Raw genomic sequence first — 25182 nt, 5'->3', positions numbered from 1 at the left:
GCGGGGACCCGGAGCCCGGCCCCGACGACCGGCGTCGAGATGACGGCGGCCGGGCACCCGGACGGCGACCTGGGCTGGAGAGCCTGCTCCACCGGACGATCCACCGAGCGCGCCGCCGTGCGGGTCGACCGGGGCGGAGGATGCCCTGGTCATGAGGCGGTCGGAATCTGTAGTAATGTAGACGAGTCGCTTCCGCAGGGAAGCGGAGTACGGGTCTGTGGCGCAGTTGGTAGCGCACCTGCATGGCATGCAGGGGGTCAGGGGTTCGAATCCCCTCAGATCCACCCTCGAGCCCCGCTCCTCCTCACGGAGGGGCGGGGCTCTTCCCTTCGCGGGGGGCTCATCCCATCGCGCGGGCGCTGCCCCCAGCGGGCGGGTGCGGTGCGGTGCGCACGCCGGCGTGCGGCCCGCCGCAGCGGACCGCACGCCCCCTCGTCAGCGCGGCTGCGCCGGATTCGTCGGGTCGCCGTGGGACGGCGGGTTGATCGGCGGCCCGCTCGTCGCCGGCGTCACCTGCTCACGATGGCCGCCCTGCGACACCTCGGGCATCACGTCGGGGACGGCCCCCGTGGGCTCCGCGCCGTCGCGCAGCGCCTCCAGCCGCCGCTCCAGCACCTGCATCACGGGCAGGCGGTCGCCGTGCGCGCGCTCGTACGCGACCAGCAGCAGCACCTGGCGCTCGTCGAGCGGGTGCAGGCGCTGGGGGAGCGTCCCCAGCGGGATGTGGTCGAACTCGGGCAGGGGCAGGTCCTCGTGTCGGGGCGCGTCGGTCATCGTCTCTCCTCCGGTGTCGTGGTGCGGGTGCTGGGTGCGCGGCGGGCCGCGGGCACGGGGGTCACGCGACGGCCCCGGTGCCCGGGATCGCGGGTCCCTCGGGCCAGCGCAGCAGGGCGGCGACGGCACCGCCGCCGGGCAGCCCGATCGCGTCCTCGCCGTCCGGCGCGCTCGTGGAGTCGGTGAGGACGACGCGCGCGTCGGTGAGCAGGGCGGCCCGGGTGAGCGCGACGTGCGCCGGCACGCGCCCGAGCACCTCCGCGCCGAGCGCGTCCTCGGGGGCGGTCGCGATCCACGGCGCGTCGGAGAGCGCGAGGAGCCGCTCGTCCCGCAGGGCGTCGGCGTCGAGCACCAGCGTGTCGACCTGCGCGCTCGCGAGCGCCCGGACCACGGCGCCGACGCGCGTCTCCGCCCAGCCGTCCCCGCGACCGTCGTGCTGCGCCAGGCGGTCGAGGACGTCGCGCTCGCCCTCCGCGAGGATCCGCTGCAGCTCCGTGCGGATCCGCTCCTCGAGCGCCGTGGGGTCGGCGCCGTCCGCGCGGGTGTTGGTGGGCTCGACGGCGAGGATCGCGCGGGACTCCGGGCCGAGCTCGCCCTCGAGGAGCTGGCGCGCCCGGATGTCGCCCGCGACCACCAGGAGCCTGGGCCGGTGGCGGCGGACGACGTCGTCGATCCGCTCCGCGAGCTCGCCCTGCGTCTGCCGCCAGATCTCCTCGGCGTGGTGCTGCAGGTGGTCCTGCCGCCAGCCGCCCGTCTTCACGGCGTGCAGCGTGTCGGTGCGGCCCTCCACGGCGCGCTCGGCGATCACCTCGTCGGCGCCGGCCCGCACGACCCGGACCTCGCCGCCGTCGCGGCTGGTCTCCACGACGACGTAGACGATGCGCTCGGGCTCCCGCTCGAGGAGCGGCACGAGGTCGGGGACGGGGACCACGCCCGCCTCCTCGGGCTCGGTCGGGATGCCCGGGATCGACTCGTCGACGACCAGCTCGCCGGACTCGACGAGGATCACCCGCGTGCGCGGGCCGCCGGGCGCCGGCTCGTGGGCCAGCGCCGAGGACACCAGGGCCAGGTCCTCCTCGGACGCGCCGTCCCGGGCGAGCCGGTCGACGACGCTCTTCCGCCGGGTCTCGAGCACCTGGGGCGGGTCGGCGGTGTCGACGGAGTCGTCGAGGTGCACCTGGACCCAGGGGCCGGGGCGCCGCAGCAGCTCCGCCCAGGAGGGCCGGTCGGGGGTGGGGTCGGTCATGGGATGCCTCCATCTCGTCGCGATCGTGCGTCCACCCGACGCCTCCGCGCGCGGGTGCGCCTAGGGCCTTGACAGGGCGGCGCGGGGACGCGTCTCCCCGATCGGGGGGCTGTCCTCCGATCGGAGGACGCGCGTACCGTGGCCCAGGTCATCGACCCCGGGAGCCCCACCATGTCGCACGCCACCCTGCACCGGACCCACGTCGCCGACCCGCACCGCACGTCGGTGGTCGGCTCGGCGGTCCTCGCGTTCCTGGTCGCGTTCGCGGTGGGCGCGGCCGTCGTCGTGACCCTCCTCGTCACCTCGTTCGCGCAGGGCACCGAGGGCTACGCGGGCCTCGACGTGCCCGGCGTCGTCACCACGCGGATCGACCACGGCAGCGTGGTGACCCAGATCGGCCCGGGCGGCTTCCTCTTCCCGCTGGCCGCCGGGCTCGTCGTCGGCCTGATCGTGGCGGTCGTCGCCTACGCGCGGCAGCGCGGCGTCGAGGACTGACCGGCGCGACCGGGATCCGGCCCCGCGTAGGGTCGAGGGGATGGATGCCCCGACCGCCCGACCCGTCCGGGCGCCGCGCCGCCGTGTCCCGGGCACGCCGCACCGACTCCGGTCGCTCGGGCTCGCCGCCGCGGTGACGGCCCTGGCGCTCCTCGCCACCGGGTGCACCGGGTCCGCGCCCGTCGTCGCCCCGACGGCCCCCGCGCCGCTGCGCGTCGTGTCGCTCGGCGACTCGTACTCCACCGGCACCGGGCCGGCCGAGCCCGTGCCCGGCGACCCCGGCGTCTGCGGCCGGACGGTCGCCGCGTCCGTCCGCATGGCCGCGGCCGCGGTCGGGGCGGGCCTCGTCGACGCGGCCTGCGATGGCGCCACGACCGCCGACCTCGCCGCCCCGCGGGAGCGCGGCGGGCAGACCGTCCCCGCGCAGCTGGACGCCCTGGCCGACGGCGCCGACGTCGTCCTGGTGCGCCTCGGCGGCAACGACCTCGGGTTCCCGGCGCTCGTGGGCGGGTGCCTCGCGCGGGATCCGGCCGGCCCCGTCGCCGCCGGCCCCGCGACGTGCGTCGACGCGCTCGCGCCCGCCGGCGGGATCGACTCCGTCCGCGCCCGCATCGACGGCGAGGTCGCGACGCGCCTGGCGGAGGCGTTCGACCGGATCCGCGCCGCCGCCCCCGGGGCCCGCATCGTGGCGCTGGGCTACCTCACCGTGCTCGGCGATCCCGACGCGCTGCCGCCCGAGGGGTGCCTCCGCGCCACCGCGTCCTCGCCCGTGAACGGGCAGGTGCTCCTGACCGACCGGGACGCGGCCTGGCTCGCGGGCGTGCAGCGCGCGCTCGACGAGGCGATCGCCCGCGCGGCGGCGGACGCGGGCGCGCGGTTCGTCGACCAGGCGACCCCCACCGCCGCGCACGGCTCCTGCGTCGGCGACGCGGGGGATCCGTACGTCGCGGGCCTCGGCGGCAGCGCCGGTTCCGTGCCGCTGCACCCCAACGCGGCGGGACTCGCGTGGGAGGCGGGCGCGATCGCGGACGTGCTCCGCGAGGAGGCCGCGGCGCTCGGGCGCTGACTCCCCGCCGCGGGCGACGATCACCGGACCTGGGTTCGTGTGGGTTCGTGTGGGAATGTGTTGCTTCGTCTGCGGATGCGGGCTACAGTGCGAGGACGCGCGGTGCATCGCCGCGCGGAGTCGAAGGAGACCGCCCATGTACGCCGAGGAACGCCAGGACAGGGTGGTCGCCCTCCTCGAGCGCACCGGCCGGGTCGCGGTCGTCGCCCTCGCCCGCGACTTCGACGTCACGACCGAGACCGTCCGCCGCGACCTCGCCCAGCTGGAGACGCGCGGCGTCCTGCGCCGGGTGCACGGCGGCGCGGTCCGCGCGAACCGCTCGACGCGCGCCGAGGAGAGCCTCGACGCCCGCGGCGCGCGCAACACCGACGCCAAGGCGCGCATCGCCGACGCCGCCATGAGGCTCATCCCCACGGGCTTCCAGGGATCCGTCGCCCTCGACGCCGGCACGACCACCGGGCTCCTCGCCGAGCGCATCGCCGCCTGGGCCCCCGACGTCGCCGGTCGCACCCTCGTCGTCGTCACCCACTCGATGGTCGTGGCCCAGACCGTCAGCCGGAACCCCGCCGTGGAGGTGCAGCTGCTGGGCGGCCGCCTCCGCGGGATCACGAGCGCCGCGGTCGGGCCCGCCACGCTCGGACAGCTGTCGCGCCTGCGGCCGGACATCGCCTTCATCGGCGCGAACGGCATCCACGCGGAGTTCGGCCTGAGCACGCCCGACGAGGAGGAGGCGGCCGTGAAGACCGCGTTGACCCGAGGATCCCGCCGAGCCGTCGCGCTCGTCGACGCGTCGAAGGCGGGGGAGGAGGCGCTCGTCGGCTTCGCCGCCCTCGACGACCTCGACACGCTCGTGACCGACGAGGCGCCGGACGGCCCGCTGGCCGACGCGCTGGCCGCCGCCGAGGTGGAGGTGATGGTCGCGTGATCCTCACCCTCACCGCCAACCCGAGCCTCGACCGCACCATCGACCTCGGCGCCGCCCTCGCGCGCGGCGCCGTGCAGCGCGCCCGCGGCGTGGCCGAGCAGCCGGGCGGCAAGGGCGTCAACGTCTCCCGCGCGCTCATCGCGTCGGGTCTCGACACCCTCGCGCTCCTGCCCGGTCGGCTCGACGACCCGATGCTCGTGGCGCTCTCCGCCGAGCGGATCCCGCACGACCCGCTCGCCATCGCCGGGCGCGTGCGGCAGAACGTCACCCTCACGGAGCCGGACGGCACGACGACGAAGGTCAACGAGCCGGGCCCCGTGCTCACGTCCGCCGAGGCCGACGCCCTGGTCGCGCTCGTCATCCGGCACGCGCGCGCCGCCCGCTGGCTCGTGCTCGCCGGATCCCTCCCGCCCGGCCTCGACGACGACTTCCACGCCCGCGTCGTGCAGGCCGTGCGCGCCGAGCTCGGCGACGCCGCCCCGCGGATCGCCGTCGACTCGTCGGGCGCGCCCATGGCCGCGCTCGTCGCGTCGGGTGCCGTCGTCGACCTCGTGAAGCCGAACGCCGAGGAGCTCGCCGAGCTCGTCGGCCTCGACGACCCCGATGCGCTCGAGGCCGACCCGCGCCTCGCCCACGACGCGTCCCGGTCCCTCGTCTCCCGCGGCTGCCGGGCGGTCCTCGCGACCCTCGGCGCGCGGGGTGCCGTCCTCACCACGGCCGACGGCGGGTGGCTCGCCACCATGCCGCCGATCGTGCCGGTGAGCACCGTGGGCGCGGGCGACTCCTCGCTCGCGGGCTACCTGCTCGCCGACCACCGCGGAGCCGGACCCGAGGGGCGGCTGGCGCAGGCCGTCGCCCACGGATCCGCCGCCGCGAGCCTCCCCGGCAGCACCATGCCGTCCCCCGACCAGACACGGCCGGACAGCGTCACCGTCCAGCCGCTCCTCCCGATCGCCGCCGATCGCTGACCCGCCCCACCTGGAGAAGAACATGCCATCGCTCATCACGAACCGCCTCGTGCTCCTCGACGCCGACCTCGGCGCCGACCGCGAGCACGCCGTCCGCACGCTGGCCGCGCGCGTCGTCGCCGAGGGCCGCGCCACCGACGCCGACGCCCTCTTCGCCGACGCGTGGGCGCGCGAGTCGCAGACCGGCACCGGCATGGGCGGCGGGCTCGCGATCCCGCACTGCCGCTCCGCCGCGGTGACGGAGGCCACGCTCGTCATGGCCCGACCGCGGCCCGCCGTGGACTTCGGCGCGCCGGACGGCCCCGCCGACCTCGTCTTCTTCATCGCCGCGCCCGACGGCGCCGACCAGGAGCACCTCGTGCTGCTGTCGCGGCTCGCCCGGTCGCTCATCAAGCCGGAGTTCGTCGACGCGCTCCGCGCGGCCGCGACCGAGGACCAGGTCGTCTCCCTCGTGGAGGGCGCGCTCGAGGACGAGCCGGCCTCCTCGACGGGGGCGCCGGCCGCGACGTCCGCCGCCGCATCCGAGCCCGCCGCCGTCGCGGCCCCGGCCCCGACAGCAGACGCGCCCGTGCTGGTCGCCGTCACCGCCTGCCCCACCGGCATCGCGCACACGTACATGGCCGCCGACTCCCTCGTCGCCGCCGCGAAGCGCGCGGGCGTCGAGCTGCACGTCGAGACGCAGGGGTCCTCCTCCGTCACGCCCGTGGACCCCGCGATCATCGCGCGCGCCACGGCCGTGATCTTCGCGGTCGACGTCGACGTGCGCGACCGCGCGCGCTTCGCGGGCAAGCCCGTCATCCAGGCGCCCGTCAAGCGCGGCATCGACCAGCCCGACCAGATGGTGGCCGAGGCCGTCGCCGCCGCGAAGGACCCGAACGCGCCGCGCGTGCCGGGCGCGGGCGCCGCGTCCGGCGGATCCGAGCAGGCCTCGCCGCAGGCGTCGCAGGGCGTGGGCGCCCGCCTCAAGCGCTGGCTGCTCACGGGCGTCAGCTACATGATCCCGTTCGTGGCGGGCGGCGGGCTCCTCATCGCGCTCGGCTTCCTGCTCGGCGGGTACCGGATCACCGAGACCGCATCGGACGTGGTCCTGCAGAACTCGCTCGCGGACCTCCCCGACGGCGGGCTGCTGCAGTACCTCGGCGCGGTCGCCTTCGTCATCGGCGGCGCGTCCATGGCGTTCCTCGTGCCGGCCCTCGCCGGGTACATCGCCTACGCCATCGCCGACCGGCCGGGCATCGCCCCCGGGTTCGTCGCCGGATCCGTGTCCGTCATCATGGGCGCCGGCTTCCTCGGCGGCCTGGTGGGCGGCCTCCTCGCGGGCGGCATCGCCTACGCGATCGGCCGCATCGACGTGCCGCGCTGGCTGCGGGGCCTCATGCCCGTCGTGATCATCCCGCTCCTCGCGTCCATCGTCGCCTCCGGCCTCATGGTCATGGTGCTCGGCGGGCCCATCGCGGCCCTCACGCGCGGCCTCAACGACTTCCTGTCCGGCCTCTCCGGGGCGTCCGCGATCCTGCTCGGCGTGATCCTCGGCGTCATGATGTGCATCGACCTCGGCGGCCCCATCAACAAGGTCGCGTACTCGTTCGCGGTCGCGGGCCTCGGCGCCGGCGCGATCGACAACCAGGCCCCGTGGGCGATCATGGCCGCGGTCATGGCCGCCGGCATGGTCCCGCCGCTGGCCCTCGCGCTCGCCTCCACCGTGATCGACCGCCGCCTCTTCAGCCCGGCCGAGCGCGAGAACGGCAAGGCCGCGTGGCTGCTCGGCGCCGCGTTCATCTCCGAGGGCGCGATCCCGTTCGCCGCGGTCGACCCGCTGCGCGTCATCCCCGCGAGCGTCGTGGGCGGCGCGGTCACGGGCGCCATGGTCATGGGCCTCGGCGTCGTCTCGCAGGCCCCGCACGGCGGCGTGTTCGTGCTCTTCGCGATGAACGGGACGTTCCTCGGCTTCCTCGCCTCGGTCGCCGTCGGCACCGTGATCTCGGCCTTCCTCGTCGTGCTCCTCAAGCGCGTCACGGCGAAGCGCCCGGAGGCCGTCGCCGAGGCCGCGGCCGCCGACCAGGGCGTCCCCGTCACGGCCTGACCCGCATGCCCGACCGACCCGACACCCGCACGAAGGAGATCACCATGACCGAGCGCACCGCCACCATCGGCAGCCGCGTGGGCCTGCACGCCCGACCCGCCTCCCTCTTCATCGAGGCGGTGCGCCGCACGGGCCTGCCCGTGCGGATCAGCAGGCCGGGCGGCACGCCCCTCGACGCGACGAGCATCCTGTCGCTCATGAGCCTCGGCGCCGCGAACGGCGACCGGGTCGTCCTCACGGCGGAGGGCGACGGCGCGGACGCCGCGCTCGACGAGCTGCAGGCGCTCCTCGAGTCGGACCTCGACGCCGTCCAGTAGCCGTCCGCACGACGGGAGGGCCCGGTCACCGCGATGCGGCGACCGGGCCCTCCCGTCGTGTCAGGAGCCGCAGGTCACCACTCGGCGACGCGGTAGTCCTTGAGGAAGACGCCCGAGATGTCCTCGCCGCCCTGGCCCATGACGATGGGGTCGTAGACGCGCGCGGCGCCGTCCACCAGGTCGAGCGGCGCGTGGAAGCCCTCCTCGGCGAGCCGCACCTTGGTGGGGTGCGGGCGCTCGTCGGTGATCCAGCCGGTGTCGACGCTCGTCATGAGGATGCCGTCGGTCTCGCGCATCTCGCGCGCCGACGTGCGGGTCATCATGTTGAGCGCGGCCTTGGCCATGTTCGTGTGGGGATGGCCCGGGCCCTTGTAGGCACGGGCGAACTGGCCCTCCATCGCGCTCACGTTGACCACGTACTTGCGCCGCGCGGTCGACGCCGCCATCGCGGGACGCAGCCGGCTGACGAGCAGGAACGGGGCCGTGACGTTGGCGAGCTGCACCTCGAGCATCTCCAGCGGATCCACCTCGTGCACCACCTGCGTCCAGCTGTTGGCGTCGTGCAGGTCGGGCACGAGCCCGCCCGCGTCGATCGCGGTGCCGGCGGCCAGGCGCGCGAGCGACGAGGAGCCGGCGGTCATCGCGAGCTCGGTGACCTCGGCCGCGGTGATCCCCGTGGCCGTCGAGAGGATCGGGTGCGCGGCGACGCTCGCGGCCAGCGCCGCCGGGTGGGCGTCGTTGGTGTGCCCGAACGTGAGGAGCTCCGGGATCGGCCCGTCGGGCAGCGGCGCCGACTCCGCCTCGGACAGCGGGGCGTACGAGCCGGGGGAGCGGCGCACGGTCTGCGCGGCGTTGTTGATGAGGATGTCGAGCGGCCCCGCGGCCGCGACGGCGTCGGCGAGGCCGATGACCTGGGCGGGGTCGCGGAGGTCCAGGCCCACGATGCGGAGGCGGTGCACCCATTCGTGCGCGTCGGGGAGGCCGGCGAACCGGCGGACGGCGTCGCGCGGGAAGCGCGTGGTGATCGTGGTGTGCGCGCCATCGCGGAGGAGCCGCAGCGCGATGTGCATGCCGATCTTGGCGCGCCCGCCGGTGAGGAGCGCGCGCATCCCGGAGAGGTCGGTGCGGGCCTCGCGCTTGGCGTGGTTGAGCGCCGCGCAGTCCGGGCAGAGCTGGTGGTAGAAGGCGTCGACCCGCGTGTAGTGCTGCTTGCAGATGTAGCAGGGGCGCGAGCGGAGCAGCGTGCCCGCGGTGGGCGCGGCCGTCGTGATGGCGAGGGGGATGCCGCGGGTCTCGTCGTCGATGCGGTCGGGCGCGCCCGTCGCGGTGGCGGCGACGACGGCGCGGTCGGCGCTGGCGACGGCCTCGCGCTTCTCGAGGCGTCGGGCCTTCTTCACCGACTTGAACATGGACGCCGTCGCGCGGCGGACCGCGACGAAGTCGGGGTGGTCCTCGTCGATGTCGGCGAGCGAGCCGAGGACGCGGAGCGTGACCGCGAGGTCGGCGGGGTCGATGGTCGCGGGGGCCGCGTCGGCGGCGGGGGCCGCGTCGGCGGCGGGGGTGACGGGATCCGCGGGGGCGGCGGGGTCGTCGGGCAGGGCGTCGGAGGGCACAGGAGATGATACCCGGGCCGTCGGGCCCGACCGGGCGCGCGACCGCGGCGCCGGACGGCTACATCGTGGTGACGAAGCCGACCGCGGCCGCGATGACGGCCCAGAGCACGATCGTGACGGCCACGAGGGCGATGACCCCGGTGCGGCGGTCGCGCCGGCGCGCGCGCTCCGCCTCCGTCTCCGGGTCGAGCGGGTCGAGCGGGTCGGCGGGGGCGGGTGCGGCGTCGTCGGGAGCGCGGTCGGGTCGCGGGTCGAGCGGGAGGGACGGCATCCGGCGACCGTACGCGGTGGCGCCCTGCCGGATCCTGCCGCCTGTGGAGAACTCCGGACGGGGTGCGTGGGGGAGGATGGAGGCATCATGTCCGACACCGCCCTCGCCCCCACGCTCACCGAGGAGGCGGCCCGGCTGGCCGTGGACGGGGCGACCGACGACGCGATCTACGACGCGTTCGCCGAGTGGGCGCTGTCGCGCGGCATCGCGCTGTACCCGGCGCAGGACGAGGCGGCGCTCGAGATCGCGTCGGGCGCGAACCTCATCCTCTCGACGCCCACCGGCACGGGGAAGTCGCTCGTCGCCGTCGCGGCGCACTTCGCGGCCCTCGCCCGAGGCCGCCGCTCCTACTACACGGCGCCCATCAAGGCGCTCGTGTCGGAGAAGTTCTTCGCGCTCGTGGAGCTGTTCGGGGCCGCCCAGGTCGGGATGGTGACGGGCGACTCGTCGGTGAACCCGGACGCGCCCATCATCTGCTGCACCGCCGAGATCCTCGCGAACCGGTCGCTCCGCGGCGGCGCGGACACGCCCGTCGACCAGGTGGTCATGGACGAGTTCCACTTCTACGCGGATCCGCAGCGCGGCTGGGCCTGGCAGGTCCCGCTCCTGCTCCTGCCGCGCGCGCAGTTCGTGCTCATGTCGGCGACCCTCGGCGACGTCACCGACCTCGCCGACGACCTGACCCGCCGCACGGGCCGCCCGACCGCGCGGATCACGGGCATCGAGCGGCCCGTCCCGCTCTTCTTCCACTACGCCGTCACGCCCGTGCAGGAGACCGTCGAGGAGCTGCTCGACACGAAGCAGGCGCCCGTCTACATCGTGCACTTCGCGCAGGCCGCGGCGCTCGAGCGGGCGCAGGCGCTCTCGAGCATCAAGATCGTGACGCGGGAGCAGCGGGACGAGATCGCGGAGCTCATCGGCGCGTTCCGCTTCAGCACGGCCTTCGGGAAGACGCTGTCGCGGCTCGTCCGCGCGGGCATCGGCGTGCACCACGCGGGCATGCTGCCGAAGTACCGCCGGCTGGTGGAGCAGCTCGCGCAGCAGGGGCTCCTCCGGGTCATCTGCGGCACGGACACCCTCGGCGTCGGCATCAACGTCCCCATCCGCACGGTGCTCTTCACGGGCCTCACCAAGTACGACGGCACGCGGATGCGGCAGCTGAACGCCCGCGAGTTCCACCAGATCGCGGGGCGCGCGGGCCGGGCCGGCTACGACACGGCGGGGACCGTGGTCGCGCAGGCGCCCGAGCACGAGACCGAGAACATCAAGATGCTCGAGCGCGCGGGCGACGACGTGAAGAAGCGCCGGAAGCTCGTGCGGAAGAAGGCGCCCGAGGGCTTCGTCTCGTGGGGCGAGCCGAGCTTCCGCAAGCTCATCGACGCGGAGCCGGAGCGGCTGACGTCGAGCATGCAGGTCAGCCACGCGATGATGCTCAACGTCGTCGCCCGCGGCGGCGACGTCTTCGCGAACATGCGGGCGCTCGTCGAGGACAACCACGAGCCGCGCGCCCGTCAGCTCGCGCTCGCCCGCCGGGCCCTCGCGATCTACCGGACGCTCCGCACCGCGGGCATCGTGCAGCAGGAGGCGGACCCCGACGGCGGGCCCGCGCGGATCACCCTCACGGTCGACCTGCAGGCCGACTTCGCGCTCAACCAGCCGCTGTCCCCGTTCGCGGTCGCCGTGTTCGAGCTGCTCGACCGGGAGTCGCCGACGTACGCGCTCGACATGGTGAGCGTGGTCGAGGCGACCCTCGACGACCCGCGCCCGATCCTCTCGCAGCAGCAGTTCAAGGCCCGCGGCGAGGCCGTGCAGGCGATGAAGGCCGAGGGCATCGAGTACGACCAGCGCATGGAGCTGCTCGAGTCGATCACCCACCCGAAGCCCCTGGAGGAGCTGCTCGACCAGGCGTTCACGACCTACGCGGCGAGCCAGCCGTGGATCGGGGACTTCGCGCTCAGCCCCAAGTCCGTGGTCCGCGACATGTACGAGCGCGCGATGTCGTTCAGCGAGCTGGTCTCCTTCTACGGGCTCATGCGCTCGGAGGGCCTCGTGCTCCGCTACCTCTCCGACGCGTTCCGCGCCATGCGGCAGACGATCCCGGACGAGGCGAAGACCGAGGAGCTGCTCGACGTGATCGAGTGGCTCGGCGAGCTCGTGCGCCAGGTCGACTCGAGCCTCCTCGACGAGTGGGAGGAGCTGTCCCACCCGACGGCGGCCCCGGGCGACGCGCCCGTGCTGCCGCCCGCCCCGAAGCTGCTGTCCTCGAACACGCGCGCGTTCCGGATCCTCGTGCGGAACGAGATGTTCCGGCGCGTGCAGCTCGCGGCGCGCGAGGACCTGCAGGCGCTCGGCGAGCTCGACGCCGCGGCCGGCTTCGACGCGGACGCGTGGGGCGACGCGCTCGACGGCTACTTCGGCGAGTACGACCGGATCCTCACCGACGGCGACGCCCGCAGCCAGGCCCTCGTGACGATCACGGAGGGCCCGACCGAGTGGACCGTGCGGCAGGCGCTGCACGACCCCGAGGGCGACCACGACTGGGGGATCGAGGCGGTCGTCGACCTCGACGCCTCGAACGAGGCCGGGGAGGCCGTCGTGCGCGTGACCCGCGTGGGCACCCTGTCGTGAGCGCGTCGCCCGTCCTTCCCGACCTCGCCGGCCGGACGATCCTCGTCACGGGCGCGAACGGCGGCATCGGCTTCTGGACCTCGGCGCAGCTCGCGGGCGCGGGCGCCCGGGTGCTCCTGGCCTGCCGCTCCGCCGAGCGCGGGGACGCCGCCGCGCGCGCCATCCGCGCCCGCGTGCCCGGCGCCGATGTGGACGTCGTGGCGCTCGACCTCGCCCGCCTCGCGAGCGTGGACGCGTGCGTCGCCGCCGTGCGGGAGGACCTCGACGCGATCGTCGCCAACGCCGGGCTCACGCCCGCGGGCGGCCGCGCGTGGAGGCGCCGGACGACCGTCGACGGCTTCGAGGAGCTCATGGGCACCAACGCGCTCGGGCACTTCGCGCTCGTCGCCGGGCTGGCGCCGCGGCTGCGCACCGGCGGCCGCGTCGTGATGCTCGGATCCCTGGCGCACCGCTTCTCGCCGCTCGACCTCGGCGACCTCGCGGGGGAGCGGCGCATGCCCGCGCTCGTGCGGTACGGCCGGTCGAAGACGGCCTGCATGATGATCGCGGCCGAGCTCGACCGACGCTGGCGGGCCGCGGGATCCGACCGCGTCGCGCTCTCCGCGCACCCCGGCTACTCGGTGGACGCGCTCACGCCGCCGCAGGATCCCGCCGCCCGTCCGGAGGGCGTCGCGGCCGCCCGTCGCCGGATCGCGGGCGCCGGCCGCGTCCTCGTGCAGGGCAAGGACGCGGGCGCGTGGCCGGTGGCGCACGCGGCGGCCGCCGACGGCGTCACCGGCGGCGCCTTCTGGGGACCGGGCGGGCCGCTCGAGCTGAAGGGCCCGCCGGCGCCCGCCTTCGTCGCGGAGCACGCCCGCTCACGGGCGGTCGCCGCGCAGCTGTGGTCGGCCGCCGAGGACGCGACGGGGATCCGCTTCCGCCCCTGACGGCGGTCGGCGACCGGCGGACCGTCGGCGGTGCGGACGGCGCGCGACCGCGGCCGACCCGGGTCAGTCCCCGGGCGTCCCGAGGACGTCGTCGAGCGCGTCGCGGAAGGCGGCCGTCTCCTCGGGCGTGCCCACGGAGACGCGCAGCCAGCCCTCGGGGCCCGTCTCGCGGATCAGCACGCCTCGGTCGAGCAGCCCCTGCCACACCGCGTGCCGGTCGGGGAACCGGCCGAAGAGCACGAAGTTCGCGTCCGACGGAGCGACCTCGAACCCGCGTCCGCGGAGCCAGTCGACGAGCCCGTCCCGCTCCTCGCGCAGCGACGCGACCTGCGCGAGCAGCACGCCCCGGTGGCGGAGGGCCGCGGTGGCGCTGACCTGCGTGATCCGGGACAGGTGGTACGGCAGCCGCACGATCCGGAGCGCGTCGACGACCGCGGGGGCGGCCGCCAGGTAGCCGAGCCGACCGCCCGCGAACGCGAAGGCCTTGCTCATGGTGCGCGACACGATGAGGCGCGGGTGGTCGGGGAGGAGCGAGATCGCGGTCGGCACGCCCGCGCGGCGGAACTCGGCGTACGCCTCGTCGATCACCACGACGCCGGGCGCGACGGACAGCACGTGCTCGATCTCCCGGGTCGAGAGCGCCGTGCCCGTCGGGTTGTTCGGGCTGGTGAGGAAGACGACGCTCGGCTGGTGCCGCTCGACGAGCTCCGTGACGTCGTCGAGGTCGAGCGTGAAGTCCTCCTGGCGGCGGCCGGAGACCCACGTGGTGAGCGTGTTCCGCGCGTACTCGGGGTACATCGCGTAGTGCGGGGCGAAGGACAGCGCGACGCGGTCGGTGCCGCCGAAGGCCTGGAGCACCTGCTGCAGCACCTCGTTCGACCCGTTCGCGGCCCAGACGTTCTCGGGCCCGAGCGGGAGCCCGCTGTCGGCCGTGAGGTAGTCGGCGAGCTCGGTGCGGAGCTCGAGGAACTCGCGGTCGGGGTAGCGGTTCAGCCCGCGCGCGGCCTCGAGCACGGCCTCGCTCACGGCGACGGCCACCTCCTCGGGCAGCGGGTACGGGTTCTCGTTCACGTTGAGGAGCACCGGCACGTCGAGCTGCGGGGCGCCGTAGGGCTCCTCGCCGCGGATGCCGTCGCGGAGGGGCAGGTCGGCGAGGGTGGTCCTCGACCAGTCGGGCGTCATCGGGTCTCCTCGGGGTCGGCTGGATCCCATCCTCCCATCGCGGGGGAGGGCGACCCGCGCGCGGGCGGCCGGTGCCCGCGCGCCGCCGGCCCGGGCGTCCGCACGGCGACGGGCGGCTAGGGTCGTCGGATGCGCTCCCCCCTCGCCCGGCTCACCCGCGTCCGGCGACCCGGCGACGTGCACCGCACCGCGTCCACCCCGCCCCGCTGGCTGCTCGTGTCGCCCCGCTACGCGTCGCGGTCCGTCCCCGTGGACCACGACCTCGAGCGCCGCACGGTCCTCGGCTTCCGCGTCGCGATCAAGGTGTTCCGCTCGGCCGGCGCCAACGCCGGCCGGGCGCTGTCGAGCGCTCCCGCGGGCATCGGTTCCGCGGGCCGCGCCGGAGCCGCGGGCCGTCGGGCGTCGTTCGTCCTCGTGCACGGGATCGGCGTCTCGTCCCGGTACTTCCACCCGCTCGCCGCGCTCCTCGCCGAGCACGGCGACGTCTACGCCGTCGACCTCCCGGGCTACGGCGAGTCGCCCCGGGTCCGGCGCGACGTGACGCTCGCCGACCACGCGGCCGTCGTCGCGGAGGTCGTGCGGATGCACGGCCTCGTCGACCCCGTCGTCGTCGGCCACTCGATGGGCGCGCAGATCGTCACGCAGCTCGCCGTCGACCAGCCGGGGATCGCGGACCGCATCGTGCTCATCGGCCCCACGCTCGACCCGCGGAAGCGCGGCGTCGTCCGCGCCGGCCTGGCGCTCGGCCGGGACACGCTCCGCGAGCCGCTCATGTCGAACGCGGTCGTGCTCGGCGACTACTTCCTCCGCTGCGGCATCCCGTACTACCTCCGGCAGCTGCCGCACCTCATCGGCGACCGCATCGAGGACCGGGCGGGACGGATCCGCGCCCGGGCGCTCGTCGTCGTCGGCCACCGCGACGCCGTGGTCGACCGGTCGTTCGCGGAGGACCTCGCGGGCCTCATCCCGCGCGGGACGCTGCACGTGGCGCGCGGCCCGCACGTCGTCATGTTCACGGACCCCGAGGGCGTCGCCCGGGCGATCGTCGAGCATGCCCGCGTCGACTGACGACCCGACCCGCCGCCGACCCGCCGCCCGGCCGTCCCGCCCGCACGCGAGCAGGATGGGACGGTGACCGCCGACGGACCCGACGCCCTCCCGCCGCTGACGGCCCTCCGCAAGGCGTGGGACTGGGCGCTCGACTACGCGTACGTCCTCCGCTGGCAGGCGGCCGCCACGCTCTCCCGCGACGACGCCTCGTCGTTCGAGGACGGCCGCGACGACCGGCCGACGATCCTCGTGCTGCCGGGCGTCTACGAGCGCTGGCAGTTCATGCTCCCGATCATCCGGCGCCTGCACGCCCGCGGCCACGGCGTCCACGTGGTCGGCTCGCTCGGCGCGAACGTCGGCCGCGTCGCCGAGATGTCGCGCCGGGCGCGCGCGTACCTCGAGGCCGAGGACCTGCGCGACGTCATCGTGGTCGCGCACAGCAAGGGCGGCCTCATCGGCAAGCACCTCATGGCCTTCGGCGACCCCGACCGGCGGATCCGGGCCATGGTGGCGATCAACGCGCCCTTCGCGGGATCCTCCTACGCGCGCCTGTTCCCCGTCCGCAGCATCCGGGACTTCTCGCCGCGGAACGCCGCCCTCGTGGAGCTCGGCCGGTCGCGCGAGGTCAACGCCCGGATCACGAGCATCTTCGCGCGCTTCGACCCGCACATCCCCGGCGGCAGCTCGCTCGACGGCGCGACGGACGAGCGCGTCGCGGCCTCCGGCCACTTCCGGATCATGGGCGACGAGGACGTGCTGCGCCGCGTCGAGGCCGCCATCGACCGCGCCGGGTCCGCGGCGGCGCCGCCCGCCTGATCCGCGCGCGACCGCGCGAGGACCGGCCCGCGCCGCGGCGCATACTGGGCACATGACCGAACCCGCCCCCGTCCGCGCGGCCGGCGGGGCGGCCGGGACGGCGGGCGGCGCCGACGGCGGACGCGGCCGCACGGTCCTCGTCGTCGCGATCCTCGCCTCCTTCGTCGCGTTCCTCGACGGCACGGTGGTGAACGTCGCGCTGCCCGCCATCGGGCAGGACCTGGGCGGCGGCCTCGTCGTCCAGCAGTGGGTCGTGGACGCGTACCTCATCACGCTCGGCGCGCTGATCCTCCTGGCCGGCTCGCTCTCCGACGCCTTCGGCCGTGTGCGGGTGCTCCGCTGGGGGCTCGTCGGCTTCGGCGTCACGTCGCTCGCGTGCGCGGTGGCCCCGACCGCGAGCGTCCTCATCGCCGCGCGCGCGGCCCAGGGCGCGGCGGGCGCGCTCCTCGTGCCGAGCTCGCTGGCGCTCATCGCGCAGGCCTTCCGCGGTCCCGCGCAGGCGAAGGCCATCGGATCCTGGACGGCGTGGACCGGCACGGCCATGCTCGTCGGCCCCGTCCTCGGCGGCGTGCTCGTGGACGCGCTCGACTGGCGGCTCGTGTTCGGGATCAACGTGCTGCCCATCGCCGTGACGCTCGTCCTCCTCGCCCGGCTGCCGCACGACGCGCCGGCGGCGGCGGGGACGCGCGTCGACGTGCCGGGCGCGGTGCTCGGCGCCCTCGGGATCGGCGGCCCCGTCTTCGCGCTCATCGAGCAGTCGCGCCTGGGCGGCGGCCACCCGCTCGTGCTGGGCAGCCTCGTGGTGGGCGTCGCGTGCCTCGTGCTGTTCGTCCTGCGCGAGCGGCGCACCGCGCATCCGATGCTGCCGCTGTCGCTCTTCCGCGAGCGGGACTTCCTCGTCGGCAACATCGCGACCGTCGGCATCTACGGCGCGCTCTCGCTCGGCGGCTTCGTCATCGCGGTGTTCCTGCAGGAGACGGGCGGGCTCTCAGCGACAGCCGCGGGCTTCGCGCTCGTGCCGACGACCGTGATCATGCTGCTGCTGTCGACGCGCTTCGGGGCGCTGGCCGGGCGGATCGGGCCGCGGCTGCTGATGGGCGCGGGCCCGATCGTCGCGGGCGTCGGCTACCTGCTCATGCTGCGCGTGGCCGAGCCGGTGGACTACGGGGGCCAGCTCCTGCCCGGCATCCTCGTCTTCGGGCTGGGGCTGTCGATGACGGTGGCGCCGCTGACCTCGACGATCCTCGAGGCCGTGCCGTCCGCGCAGGCGGGCATCGCCTCGGCCGTGAACAACGCGGTGTCGCGCGTCGCGGGGCTCGTCGCGATCGCCGCGATCGGACTGGTCGCGGGGCCCGACCTCGACGTGGCGGCCTTCCACCGGGTGGTGCTCGTGACGGCGGCGCTCCTCGTCGCGGGCGGGCTGGTGTCGCTCGTCGGGATCCGCTCGCGTCGTCCGGCGGCAGCGTCGGCGTCGGCGTCCGCGTCCTCGTCCGGGGACGCCGGCTAGAGGGCCAGCAGCACCTTGCCCACGTGCTGCGACGACGCCACGTGCGCATGCGCCGCGGCGGCCTCCGCGAGCGGGATGATCCGGTCGACGACGGGCCGCACGGATCCGTCGGCCACGGCGGGCCACACGTCCCGCCGGACGGCGTCGACGATGCGCGCCTTGTCGTCGGCGTCGCGCGCCCGGAGCGTCGTGCCCCAGATCCGCCCGCGGCGCGCCATGAGCTGGCCGATGGCGATGCTCGTCGGGGCGCCGCTCTGCGCGCCGATGACCATGATCCGGCCGTCGCGCGCGAGGGCCCGGATGTCGCGGTCGATGTAGTCGCCCGCGATGGCGTCGAGGACCACGTCGGCGCCGTGCCCGCCGGTGGCCTCGAGGAGCGCGGCCACGAAGTCCTGCTGCCGGTAGTCGATGAGGATGTCCGCGCCGAGCGCGCGGCACGCCTCGAGCTTGGCCGGGCTGCCGGCGGTCACGGCCACGCGGGCGCCGAGGCGCATCGCCAGCTGGATCGCCATGGTGCCGATGCCGCTCGACCCGCCGTGCACGAGCAGCGTCTCGCCCGACCGGAGCCCCGCGTCGAGCACGACGTTCGACCACACGGTGGCGACGACCTCGGGCAGCCCCGCCGCCTCGACGAGGTCGAGCCCGTCGGGCACGGGCAGGACATGGCGCTCGTCGACCGCGACGAGCTCGGCGTAGCCGCCGCCCGCGAGCAGGGCGCACACGCGGTCGCCGACGCCCCAGCGGGTCGCGCCCGGGCCGACCGCCGCGATCATCCCCGACACCTCGAGGCCGAGGTGCGTCGGGGCGCCCGCGGGCGGCGGGTACGCGCCCTCGCGCTGGCTGAGGTCGGCGGTTGACGCCCGCCGCGGCCACGCGGATCAGGACCTCGCCGGGCCCGGCCACCGGATCCGGCAGCTCGGAGAGGGAGAGGACGTCGGGGCCGCCGGGGGAGTCGAAGGTGATGGCACGCATCCCGCCACGGTACGCCCGCGCCCGGGGCGGACGGACGCGCGGCGGGCGCGCGACGGACGCGCGGCGGACGCCGTCAGGAATACATGAACTCGCAACGAAATGTGGGAATGGATGTCGGATCCATGCGCTTGCATATCCCTGAGGCCGTCGGCCTCCACCCTCGACCCCGTACGAAAGGCACGCACATGAGCGACACCACGACCGTCCCCGGATACATCGCCGGCACCTGGACCATCGACAAGACCCACAGCTCCGTCGGCTTCAGCATCCGCCACATCATGATCAGCAAGGTCAAGGGCACGTTCAAGGACTTCGACGCCGAGATCGTCACGGGCGCCACCCCCGAGCAGAGCTCCGTGAAGGCCCACGCGACCATCGTCTCCATCGACACCAACGAGCCGAACCGCGACCAGCACCTCCGCACCAACGACTTCTTCGACGCCGAGAACCACCCCACCATCGACTTCGTCTCCACCGCCGTGCGCGTGGAGAAGGACGGCGACGCGAAGATCGACGGCGAGTTCACGATGCGCGGCGTCACCAAGCCCGTCACGTTCGACGTCGAGTTCGGCGGCTTCGGCCAGGACCCGTACGGCCAGACCAAGTTCGGCGCGACGGCGACCACGGTCGTGAACCGCGAGGACTTCGGCCTCACCTACAACGCGGCCCTCGAGACCGGCGGCGTGCTGCTGGGCGACAAGGTCACCATCACGCTCGACATCCAGGCGGTCCTCGCGACCCCCGCGGCCTAGCGCCCCCGGTCGGGCCCCGTCCCGTCCGCATCCGCCCGCGCGGATCCGACGCCCCCGTTCCCTCCTGGGACCGGGGGCGTCGTCGTGCCGGGGCGCGGTCCGTCAGGGGAGGCGGCCGAGAGCCCGGAGCGTCTCCGCGGGGCGCTCGACGTGCGCGAAGTGGCCGGCGTCCGGGATCACGGCGGAGCGGAGGCCCGTCACCGTGCGCGCCAGCAGCCCCAGGTCGGCCGGCGAGACGAACACGTCGTCGTCGCCGCGCACCGCCACCACCGGGCACGCGATCCGCGACCAGAGCCCGTCCGCGTCGTAGCCGCGCGTGACCTCCGCCGCGAGCGAGAACGCCCGCGGCCGGGCCTCCGCGGCGATGGCGTCGACGACGGAGCGCCGGACGCGCCCGCCGTGGGCGAAGAGCGGCCGGGCGACGGCGCGCATGAGGCCGAGGCGCCCGGTGCCGCGGATGAGCGCCGTGCCCGCGCCTCCCAGGCGGCGCAGGGTGCGCATGACGCCGAGCATCATCGTGAAGCCGGGGATGACGCGGAACGCGCGGATCGGATGCGCGACGCTCCGGATGACCGAGTAGGTGGTGGGGGAGACGAGCTCGACGGAGACGGCCCGCGCCGGCTCCCGGGCCGCGAGGTGCAGGGCGATGAAGCCGCCCATCGAGTGGCCCACGAGGCGCCAGCGCGCGTAGCCGAGGCCGTCGACCACGCGCGCGACCGCGTCGGCGATGGCGTCGACCGTCGCGTCGACGTCGTCCGCGTCGAGCGCGGAGCCGCCCCAGCCCGGCAGGTCGATCGCGACGACGTCCGCGAACGGGAGACCCGCCTCGCGCGCCGTGCGGATGAGCGGCGTCCAGGTGGTCCACGATCCGGCGGCTCCGTGCAGGAGGACCGTCGCGGTGTCCGACGAGCGCGCGGGCACGTGGTGGTGCCGCACCGTGCCGAGCGGCGTCGGCGTCGTGCCGCGCACCAGGCCGGAGGCGCGCGGGTCGGGGTCGAGCTCGAGCGGGCTGTAGCCCGGGAGCGGACGCGTCACTCGGCCCCGCCGATGATCTCCGAGCGGATGCGGCGGATGTCCTCCAGCAGCGAGCCGATGAGGATCCAGTGCTCCTCGCTCGGCTCCAGCACGACGAGCGGGGCCGTGAGCGCGGGCTCCTCGTCGATCGCGTCGCCGTCGGCGCGGCCGCCGCCCGGGAGCGCGTGCTCCGCCAGCAGCCGCACGTCGTGGGCGGCACGCGTGAGCTCGGTCGCGATGCCGCGCACGACGGGCTCCTCCGCGAGCGACGGGTCGTAGCGGTCGTGCACCGCGCGCGTCATGCCGACGACGCGGTTGACCAGCACGGTGAGCGTCGCAAGGAGCTCCCGGTCGGCCTCGAGGAGCGCGCGGTGCCGACGGCGGCGGGGGTTGAGGGTGAGGCTCTCGAGGCCCCGGTCGACCTCGGCGACGGCCTTCGTGTGCAGCGGTCGGAGCTCCCGCGCCCGGGTGAGCATGCGGGCGAGCTCCGCGCGGTCCACGGGCTCCGAGAGCGCGCCGGCGAGCCGGTCGAGCGCGGCGGCGCACTCGCCCGCGAGGCCGATCACGGCGCGGCGGCTCGCCTGGTGCAGCACGGGCGGCGCGATCGCGACGTTGACGGCGACGCCGATGGCCGCGCCGAGGATCGTCTCGACGATGCGGTCGAGCGCGTACACGGGCGAGAGCTGCCCGATGGCGAGCACGAGCATCGCGCTGATGGGGATCTGCGTGCTCGACCCGGGCGTCAGGCGGAACACCCAGCCCACCAGCACGGCCACGACGACGGCGGTGAGCACCACCCAGCTGGAGCCGCCGAACGCGAGGCCGAGCGCGAGCGCGAGCAGCACGCCCGTGATCACGCCGAGGCTGCGCTCCACCGCCTTGCCGAAGGTCTGGTTGATGCTCGGCTGCACCACGAGGAGCGCGGCGATGGTCGCGAAGATGGGCAGCTGGGCCGGCAGCAGCGCGATGCAGGCGAACCAGGCGAGGACCGCGGCGACGGAGGTCTTGACCACCTGGACGAACGGGATCCGGGTGGTGGTGCGGACGGTCGTGGTGATGCGCACGTGCGGCCTCCGGCGGCGGTCTCGGGTCCTCCCATCATCCTGCCCGCGGCGGGCCTCAGGCGACCGCGTCCTCGGCGTCGACCCCGCCGCCGGCCTCCGCGCCCTGCCGCCGGGCGGCCAGCCACCTGGCCCACATCTCCTTGAGGTCCCACGCGTCCTCCGCCTGGATGGAGACGCCGCGCTCGCCCGTGCGCCGGGTGCGCCCGCGGATGACGAGCAGCCGCGTGCCGAACAGCATGGGCCCCGCCTTCTGCTGCGCCTCGTCGAAGAAGGTGGAGTCGGAGCAACCCGTGCCGTCGTCGAGGCTGATGAACACGACGCGCTTGCCGCTGCGCATGGGCGGGGTCTGCGTGGCGATGCGGATCCCCGCGACCACCACCTCCGAGCCGCTGCGCACCTCGAGGAGCTGGCTCGCGGGGATCACGCCGAGCTCGTCGAGCATGGGCCGGTAGCTCTCGAGCACGTGCTCGGTGACCTCCATCTGCAGGATGTCGAGCTCGGCGCTCACCCGCTCGCGGCCGTCGGGGTCGGGCGAGCCGCGCGGGATGAGGTCGCGGTCGTCGACGAACAGCGGCAGCTGCCCGGCCGGATCCGCGGGCCGCGCCGCGCGCGCCGTGAGCCGCCGGACGAACGCCATGACGTCGCCGCGGGAGGCGGGCCCGCGGGCCGCGAGGTCGTCGGCCGAGGTGGCCAGCGAGTCGAGCGCCCCCACGGCCGCGAGCCGCTCCAGCAGCGCGCGCGACGGCTGCGCCTTCGCGTAGAAGTCGGTGATGGAGTCGAACGGCTGGCCGGCCTCGATGCGCTCGAGCTCCGCCTCGCTCATGCCGTGCACGTCCTGCAGCGACAGCCGGATCCCCAGCTCGCCGATCCGCGTGCGCCCGGTCGTCGCGTCGCCCTCCACGCGCTCCACCCGGTAGGCGCCCGTGGACCGGTTGACGTCGAGCGGCAGCACGGGCACGCCCATGCGCCGGGCCTCGGTGAGCAGCAGGCGCTTGGGGTACATGCCGGGGTCGTGCGTGAGGATCCCCGCGAGGAACTCCGCCGGGTAGTGCGTCTTCAGCCACGCGCTCTGCCAGGTGGGCAGCGCGAAGGCCGCGCCGTGCGCCTTGCAGAAGCCGAACGAGCCGAAGCCCTTCAGCGCCTTCCAGATGCGCTCGACGTCCTGGTCCGTGAAGGGGCGCTCGCCCGTGCGCCCGTCCACGTGGGCGGACGTGCGCTCCCGGAACGCGGCCTCGACCACGGTGTCCTGCCGCTCCATGTTGCGGCGCAGCTCGTCGGCCTCGGCGAGCGACACCTGCATGCAGTCGGCGAAGATCCGGATGACCTGCTCGTGGTAGATGACCACGCCGAAGGTGGGCGCGAGGAACGGCGCGAACCGGCGGTGCAGGTAGTCGGGCCGGGTGATGCCGTGCTTCGTGTCGAGGAACGGCGCGACCATGTTGCCCTTCATGGGGCCCGGCCGGAACAGCGAGATGTCGGCGATGAGGTCCTCGTACACGTCGGGCTGCATCTTGCCGATGAGCTCGCGCTGCCCGGGCGACTCGATCTGGAACATGCCGAGCGTGTGCGTCGTGCGGATGGCGGCGAAGGTCTCCTCGTCGTCGTGCGGGATCTCGTCGAGCTCGATGCGCCCGTCGCGGTGCACGTAGCGCGCGTCCACCGGGATGCCGCCCGCCACGGCCGAGCGCGGGCCGTGGATGCGGTGGATCTCGTCCAGCGCGTACGCCATGGTGCTCTGCATCCGCACGCCGAGGATGTCGAGCTTCAGGAGCCCCATGTCGTCGATGTCGTCCTTGTCGAACTGGCTCATGGGCAGTCCCATGCCGCTCGGCTGCACGGGGCTCGTGCTGAGGAGGTCGGAGTCGCCGAGGATCACGCCGCACGGGTGCATGGAGATGTGCCGGGGGAGCCGGTCGAGCCGCTCGGTGAGGTCGACGAGCAGGTCGATGCTCGGGTCGTCGCGCACGAGGTCGGCGATGGGCTTGAGCTCCGGCTTCGTCTCGAGGACGGCGCGGAACTCCCGCGCGTTGAAGCGCCAGATGTTCTTGGCGATGAAGTCGATCTGCTGCTCGTCGAGGTCGAGCGCGAGCCCCGCGTCGCGCGCGGCGCCGCGGGCCCGGTAGGTGTTCTGCATCGACAGCAGCGTGACCCGGTTGCTGCCGTACTTCTCGAACACCCGGTGGTACACCTCGTGCCGGCGGGCGGACTCCACGTCGATGTCGATGTCGGGCAGGGTCGAGCGCACCTTGCCGAGGAAGCGCTCGAAGAGGAGGTCGTGCTCGAGCGGATCGACGTTGGAGATGCGCAGGAGGTAGTTGACGAGGCTGCCGGCGCCGGATCCGCGCGCCTGGTTGCGCACCCCCATGTCGCGCATGAGGGAGCACACGTCGGCCACGGTGAGGAAGTAGGTGGCGAAGCCGAAGCCCGTGATGGTCTGCAGCTCCGTGCGCATGCGGGCGAGCACGCGCTGCCGCATCGACTCGTCGACGTGCCCGAAGCGCTCGGTGACGCCCGCCTCGGCCTTCCGCCAGAGGGCCTCGTCCGGGTCGCCCGTGACGCCGATGACCGACTTCTCCGGCAGCTTCGGCTTCCGCCAGGCGAGGTCGGCGTCCGGATCCAGCCGGCAGCGGTCCGCAAGCTCCTCGGTGGCGCGCAGCAGCGCCTCGCCCGCGCGCCGGTCGAGGGAGGACGCGCCCGCGATCTCCCGCGCGATGTCCTGCATGACCGCCGGCGGCTTGAGCCACGCCTGGCCGTTGGGCTGCAGCCGGAACGAGCCGAGCGGCCGCAGCGTGCCCGCGGCGTCGAGCACGTCGCCCGTGAGCGCGTCGTCCGGCTCCAGGTAGCGCACCGCGTTGGTGAGCACCGCGGGGACGCGGTGGGCCTCGGCGAGCTCGAGCATGCGGGCGGCGTGCCGGAGGCTCGCCGACTCGCCGGGCTCCGTGTAGTGGCAGACGACCTCGACGACGATCGCGCCGGGCAGGAGCCTGGCCCACTCGGCCAGGTGGCGGGAGGCGAGCGCGTGGTCGCCCGCGGCGACGGCGCGGCCCACGTCGGAGTCGGGCCCGAGCATGACCGTGCCGACCGGCCCGTCCTCGCCGAGGAGGAACGCGGGCGGCCGGGTGCGCGCGATGCCGGCCTGGGCGCTCCGGGCGGTGCTCCGCGCCGTGCCCCGCCCGTGGCTCGCGCTGATGAGCCGGCTGAGCGCCGCCCAGCCCTGGCCGTGCGTGCCGCCGTGCGCGAGCACCGAGATCCTGCCCGGGTGCTCGCCCGTGAGGCCGAGCTCCGCGCCCACGACGGGGGAGACGCCCGCGGCGATCGAGCGGCGGATGTGGCGGACCGCGCCGTACAGGCCGTCGCGGTCGGTGATCGCCGCGGCCGACGCGCCCTCGGACGCGACCCGGTCGACCAGCGCCTCGGGCGCCGTGGTGCCGAAGTGGGCGGAGAAGGCGGACGCGACGTGCAGGTGGGTGAAGCTCACGCGCGCCTCCCGACGGATCCGCCGCGCCCTCCCGG

General features: G+C 75.1%; 20 protein-coding genes, 1 tRNA gene and 1 pseudogene. 13 read left to right on the top strand and 9 right to left on the bottom strand.

Annotated elements, in window-relative coordinates:
- Positions 1–211 precede the first annotated feature (211 nt).
- Positions 212–284: transfer RNA gene (locus QFZ62_RS02845), tRNA-Ala, on the top strand.
- Positions 285–435: 151 nt separating this feature from the next.
- On the opposite strand, the gene QFZ62_RS02840 is transcribed toward QFZ62_RS02845, so the two are convergent.
- Positions 436–774 carry a hypothetical protein gene (locus QFZ62_RS02840; RefSeq protein WP_307501432.1) on the bottom strand — a complete coding sequence of 113 codons (339 nt, stop codon included), beginning with the start codon at positions 772–774 and terminating at the stop codon, positions 436–438.
- A gap of 61 nt (positions 775–835) precedes the next feature.
- Positions 836–2020 (bottom strand): Vms1/Ankzf1 family peptidyl-tRNA hydrolase, encoded by a 1185-nt coding sequence (locus QFZ62_RS02835; protein WP_307501430.1) that lies wholly within the window; start codon positions 2018–2020, stop codon positions 836–838.
- 138 nt (positions 2021–2158) lie between these two features.
- On the opposite strand from QFZ62_RS02835, the gene QFZ62_RS02830 reads away from it, so the two are divergent.
- The 6 genes from QFZ62_RS02830 (at position 2159) to QFZ62_RS02805 (ending at position 7874) form a co-directional block, all read left to right on the top strand.
- Entirely contained in the window at positions 2159–2515 is a 357-nt protein-coding gene (locus QFZ62_RS02830) for a hypothetical protein (RefSeq protein WP_307501428.1), read from the top strand.
- 40 nt (positions 2516–2555) lie between these two features.
- Positions 2556–3581 (top strand): SGNH/GDSL hydrolase family protein, encoded by a 1026-nt coding sequence (locus QFZ62_RS02825; protein ID WP_307501426.1) that lies wholly within the window; start codon positions 2556–2558, stop codon positions 3579–3581.
- 136 nt (positions 3582–3717) lie between these two features.
- Complete coding sequence (locus tag QFZ62_RS02820) at positions 3718–4506, top strand: DeoR/GlpR family DNA-binding transcription regulator (RefSeq protein WP_307501424.1); 789 nt, start codon at positions 3718–3720, stop codon at positions 4504–4506.
- Positions 4503–5474 (top strand): 1-phosphofructokinase family hexose kinase, encoded by a 972-nt coding sequence (locus tag QFZ62_RS02815; protein ID WP_307501422.1) that lies wholly within the window; start codon positions 4503–4505, stop codon positions 5472–5474. Before QFZ62_RS02820 ends, QFZ62_RS02815 begins: the two co-directional genes overlap by 4 nt.
- A gap of 22 nt (positions 5475–5496) precedes the next feature.
- Positions 5497–7557 carry a fructose-specific PTS transporter subunit EIIC gene (locus QFZ62_RS02810; RefSeq protein WP_307501420.1) on the top strand — a complete coding sequence of 687 codons (2061 nt, stop codon included), beginning with the start codon at positions 5497–5499 and terminating at the stop codon, positions 7555–7557.
- A gap of 44 nt (positions 7558–7601) precedes the next feature.
- The gene (locus tag QFZ62_RS02805) at positions 7602–7874 is read left to right on the top strand and encodes an HPr family phosphocarrier protein (protein ID WP_307501419.1); all 273 of its coding nucleotides are present in this window, start codon (positions 7602–7604) and stop codon (positions 7872–7874) included.
- A gap of 74 nt (positions 7875–7948) precedes the next feature.
- Here the strand turns inward: QFZ62_RS02805 and QFZ62_RS02800 are convergent, their stop codons facing one another.
- Together QFZ62_RS02800 and QFZ62_RS02795 are read right to left on the bottom strand one after the other, a co-directional pair.
- The gene (locus tag QFZ62_RS02800; protein WP_307501417.1) at positions 7949–9487 is read right to left on the bottom strand and encodes an SDR family oxidoreductase; all 1539 of its coding nucleotides are present in this window, start codon (positions 9485–9487) and stop codon (positions 7949–7951) included.
- A gap of 58 nt (positions 9488–9545) precedes the next feature.
- Positions 9546–9758 (bottom strand): hypothetical protein, encoded by a 213-nt coding sequence (locus tag QFZ62_RS02795; RefSeq protein ID WP_307501415.1) that lies wholly within the window; start codon positions 9756–9758, stop codon positions 9546–9548.
- Between the two features lie 87 nt (positions 9759–9845).
- On the opposite strand from QFZ62_RS02795, the gene QFZ62_RS02790 reads away from it, so the two are divergent.
- Both QFZ62_RS02790 and QFZ62_RS02785 read left to right on the top strand, forming a co-directional pair.
- Positions 9846–12386 carry an RNA helicase gene (locus QFZ62_RS02790; protein ID WP_307501413.1) on the top strand — a complete coding sequence of 847 codons (2541 nt, stop codon included), beginning with the start codon at positions 9846–9848 and terminating at the stop codon, positions 12384–12386.
- Entirely contained in the window at positions 12383–13312 is a 930-nt protein-coding gene (locus tag QFZ62_RS02785) for an SDR family NAD(P)-dependent oxidoreductase (RefSeq protein ID WP_307501411.1), read from the top strand. The genes QFZ62_RS02790 and QFZ62_RS02785 overlap by 4 nt, the downstream gene beginning before the upstream one ends.
- Positions 13313–13375: 63 nt before the next feature.
- Here the strand turns inward: QFZ62_RS02785 and QFZ62_RS02780 are convergent, their stop codons facing one another.
- The gene (locus QFZ62_RS02780) at positions 13376–14494 is read right to left on the bottom strand and encodes a histidinol-phosphate transaminase (protein ID WP_307501409.1); all 1119 of its coding nucleotides are present in this window, start codon (positions 14492–14494) and stop codon (positions 13376–13378) included.
- 129 nt (positions 14495–14623) lie between these two features.
- On the opposite strand from QFZ62_RS02780, the gene QFZ62_RS02775 reads away from it, so the two are divergent.
- From QFZ62_RS02775 to QFZ62_RS02765, 3 genes are all read left to right on the top strand, one after another.
- Positions 14624–15562 (top strand): alpha/beta fold hydrolase, encoded by a 939-nt coding sequence (locus QFZ62_RS02775; RefSeq protein ID WP_307501407.1) that lies wholly within the window; start codon positions 14624–14626, stop codon positions 15560–15562.
- A 63-nt stretch (positions 15563–15625) separates the two neighbouring features.
- Positions 15626–16360, top strand: a complete 735-nt coding sequence (locus QFZ62_RS02770; protein ID WP_307501404.1) for a triacylglycerol lipase — start codon at positions 15626–15628, stop codon at positions 16358–16360.
- 52 nt (positions 16361–16412) lie between these two features.
- A complete protein-coding gene (locus QFZ62_RS02765) occupies positions 16413–17867 on the top strand; it encodes an MFS transporter (protein WP_307501403.1) in 1455 nt (484 codons plus the stop codon).
- Here the strand turns inward: QFZ62_RS02765 and QFZ62_RS02760 are convergent.
- Positions 17864–18839 (bottom strand): annotated as a pseudogene (locus QFZ62_RS02760) (NAD(P)H-quinone oxidoreductase). The gene QFZ62_RS02765 and the pseudogene QFZ62_RS02760 sit on opposite strands and share 4 nt — an antisense overlap.
- Before the next feature lie 185 nt (positions 18840–19024).
- Here QFZ62_RS02760 and QFZ62_RS02755 point away from each other — a divergent pair.
- Complete coding sequence (locus tag QFZ62_RS02755; protein WP_191148983.1) at positions 19025–19591, top strand: YceI family protein; 567 nt, start codon at positions 19025–19027, stop codon at positions 19589–19591.
- Between the two features lie 102 nt (positions 19592–19693).
- On the opposite strand, the gene QFZ62_RS02750 is transcribed toward QFZ62_RS02755, so the two are convergent.
- The 3 genes from QFZ62_RS02750 to QFZ62_RS02740 are packed head-to-tail and all read right to left on the bottom strand — an operon-like array spanning position 19694 to position 25147.
- The gene (locus tag QFZ62_RS02750) at positions 19694–20626 is read right to left on the bottom strand and encodes an alpha/beta fold hydrolase (protein WP_307501400.1); all 933 of its coding nucleotides are present in this window, start codon (positions 20624–20626) and stop codon (positions 19694–19696) included.
- On the bottom strand, positions 20623–21669 hold the full coding sequence (locus tag QFZ62_RS02745) for an aromatic acid exporter family protein (protein ID WP_307501398.1): 1047 nt from the start codon (positions 21667–21669) through the stop codon (positions 20623–20625). Before QFZ62_RS02745 ends, QFZ62_RS02750 begins: the two co-directional genes overlap by 4 nt.
- A gap of 55 nt (positions 21670–21724) precedes the next feature.
- Entirely contained in the window at positions 21725–25147 is a 3423-nt protein-coding gene (locus tag QFZ62_RS02740; RefSeq protein ID WP_307501396.1) for a DNA polymerase III subunit alpha, read from the bottom strand.
- Positions 25148–25182: the final 35 nt, after the last annotated feature.

The sequence above is a fragment of the Clavibacter sp. B3I6 genome (assembly GCF_030816895.1).
Lineage (GTDB): Bacteria > Actinomycetota > Actinomycetes > Actinomycetales > Microbacteriaceae > Clavibacter.
Note: the sequence above shows the minus strand (reverse complement) of the source record. Positions and strands in the feature narration are given on the sequence as shown.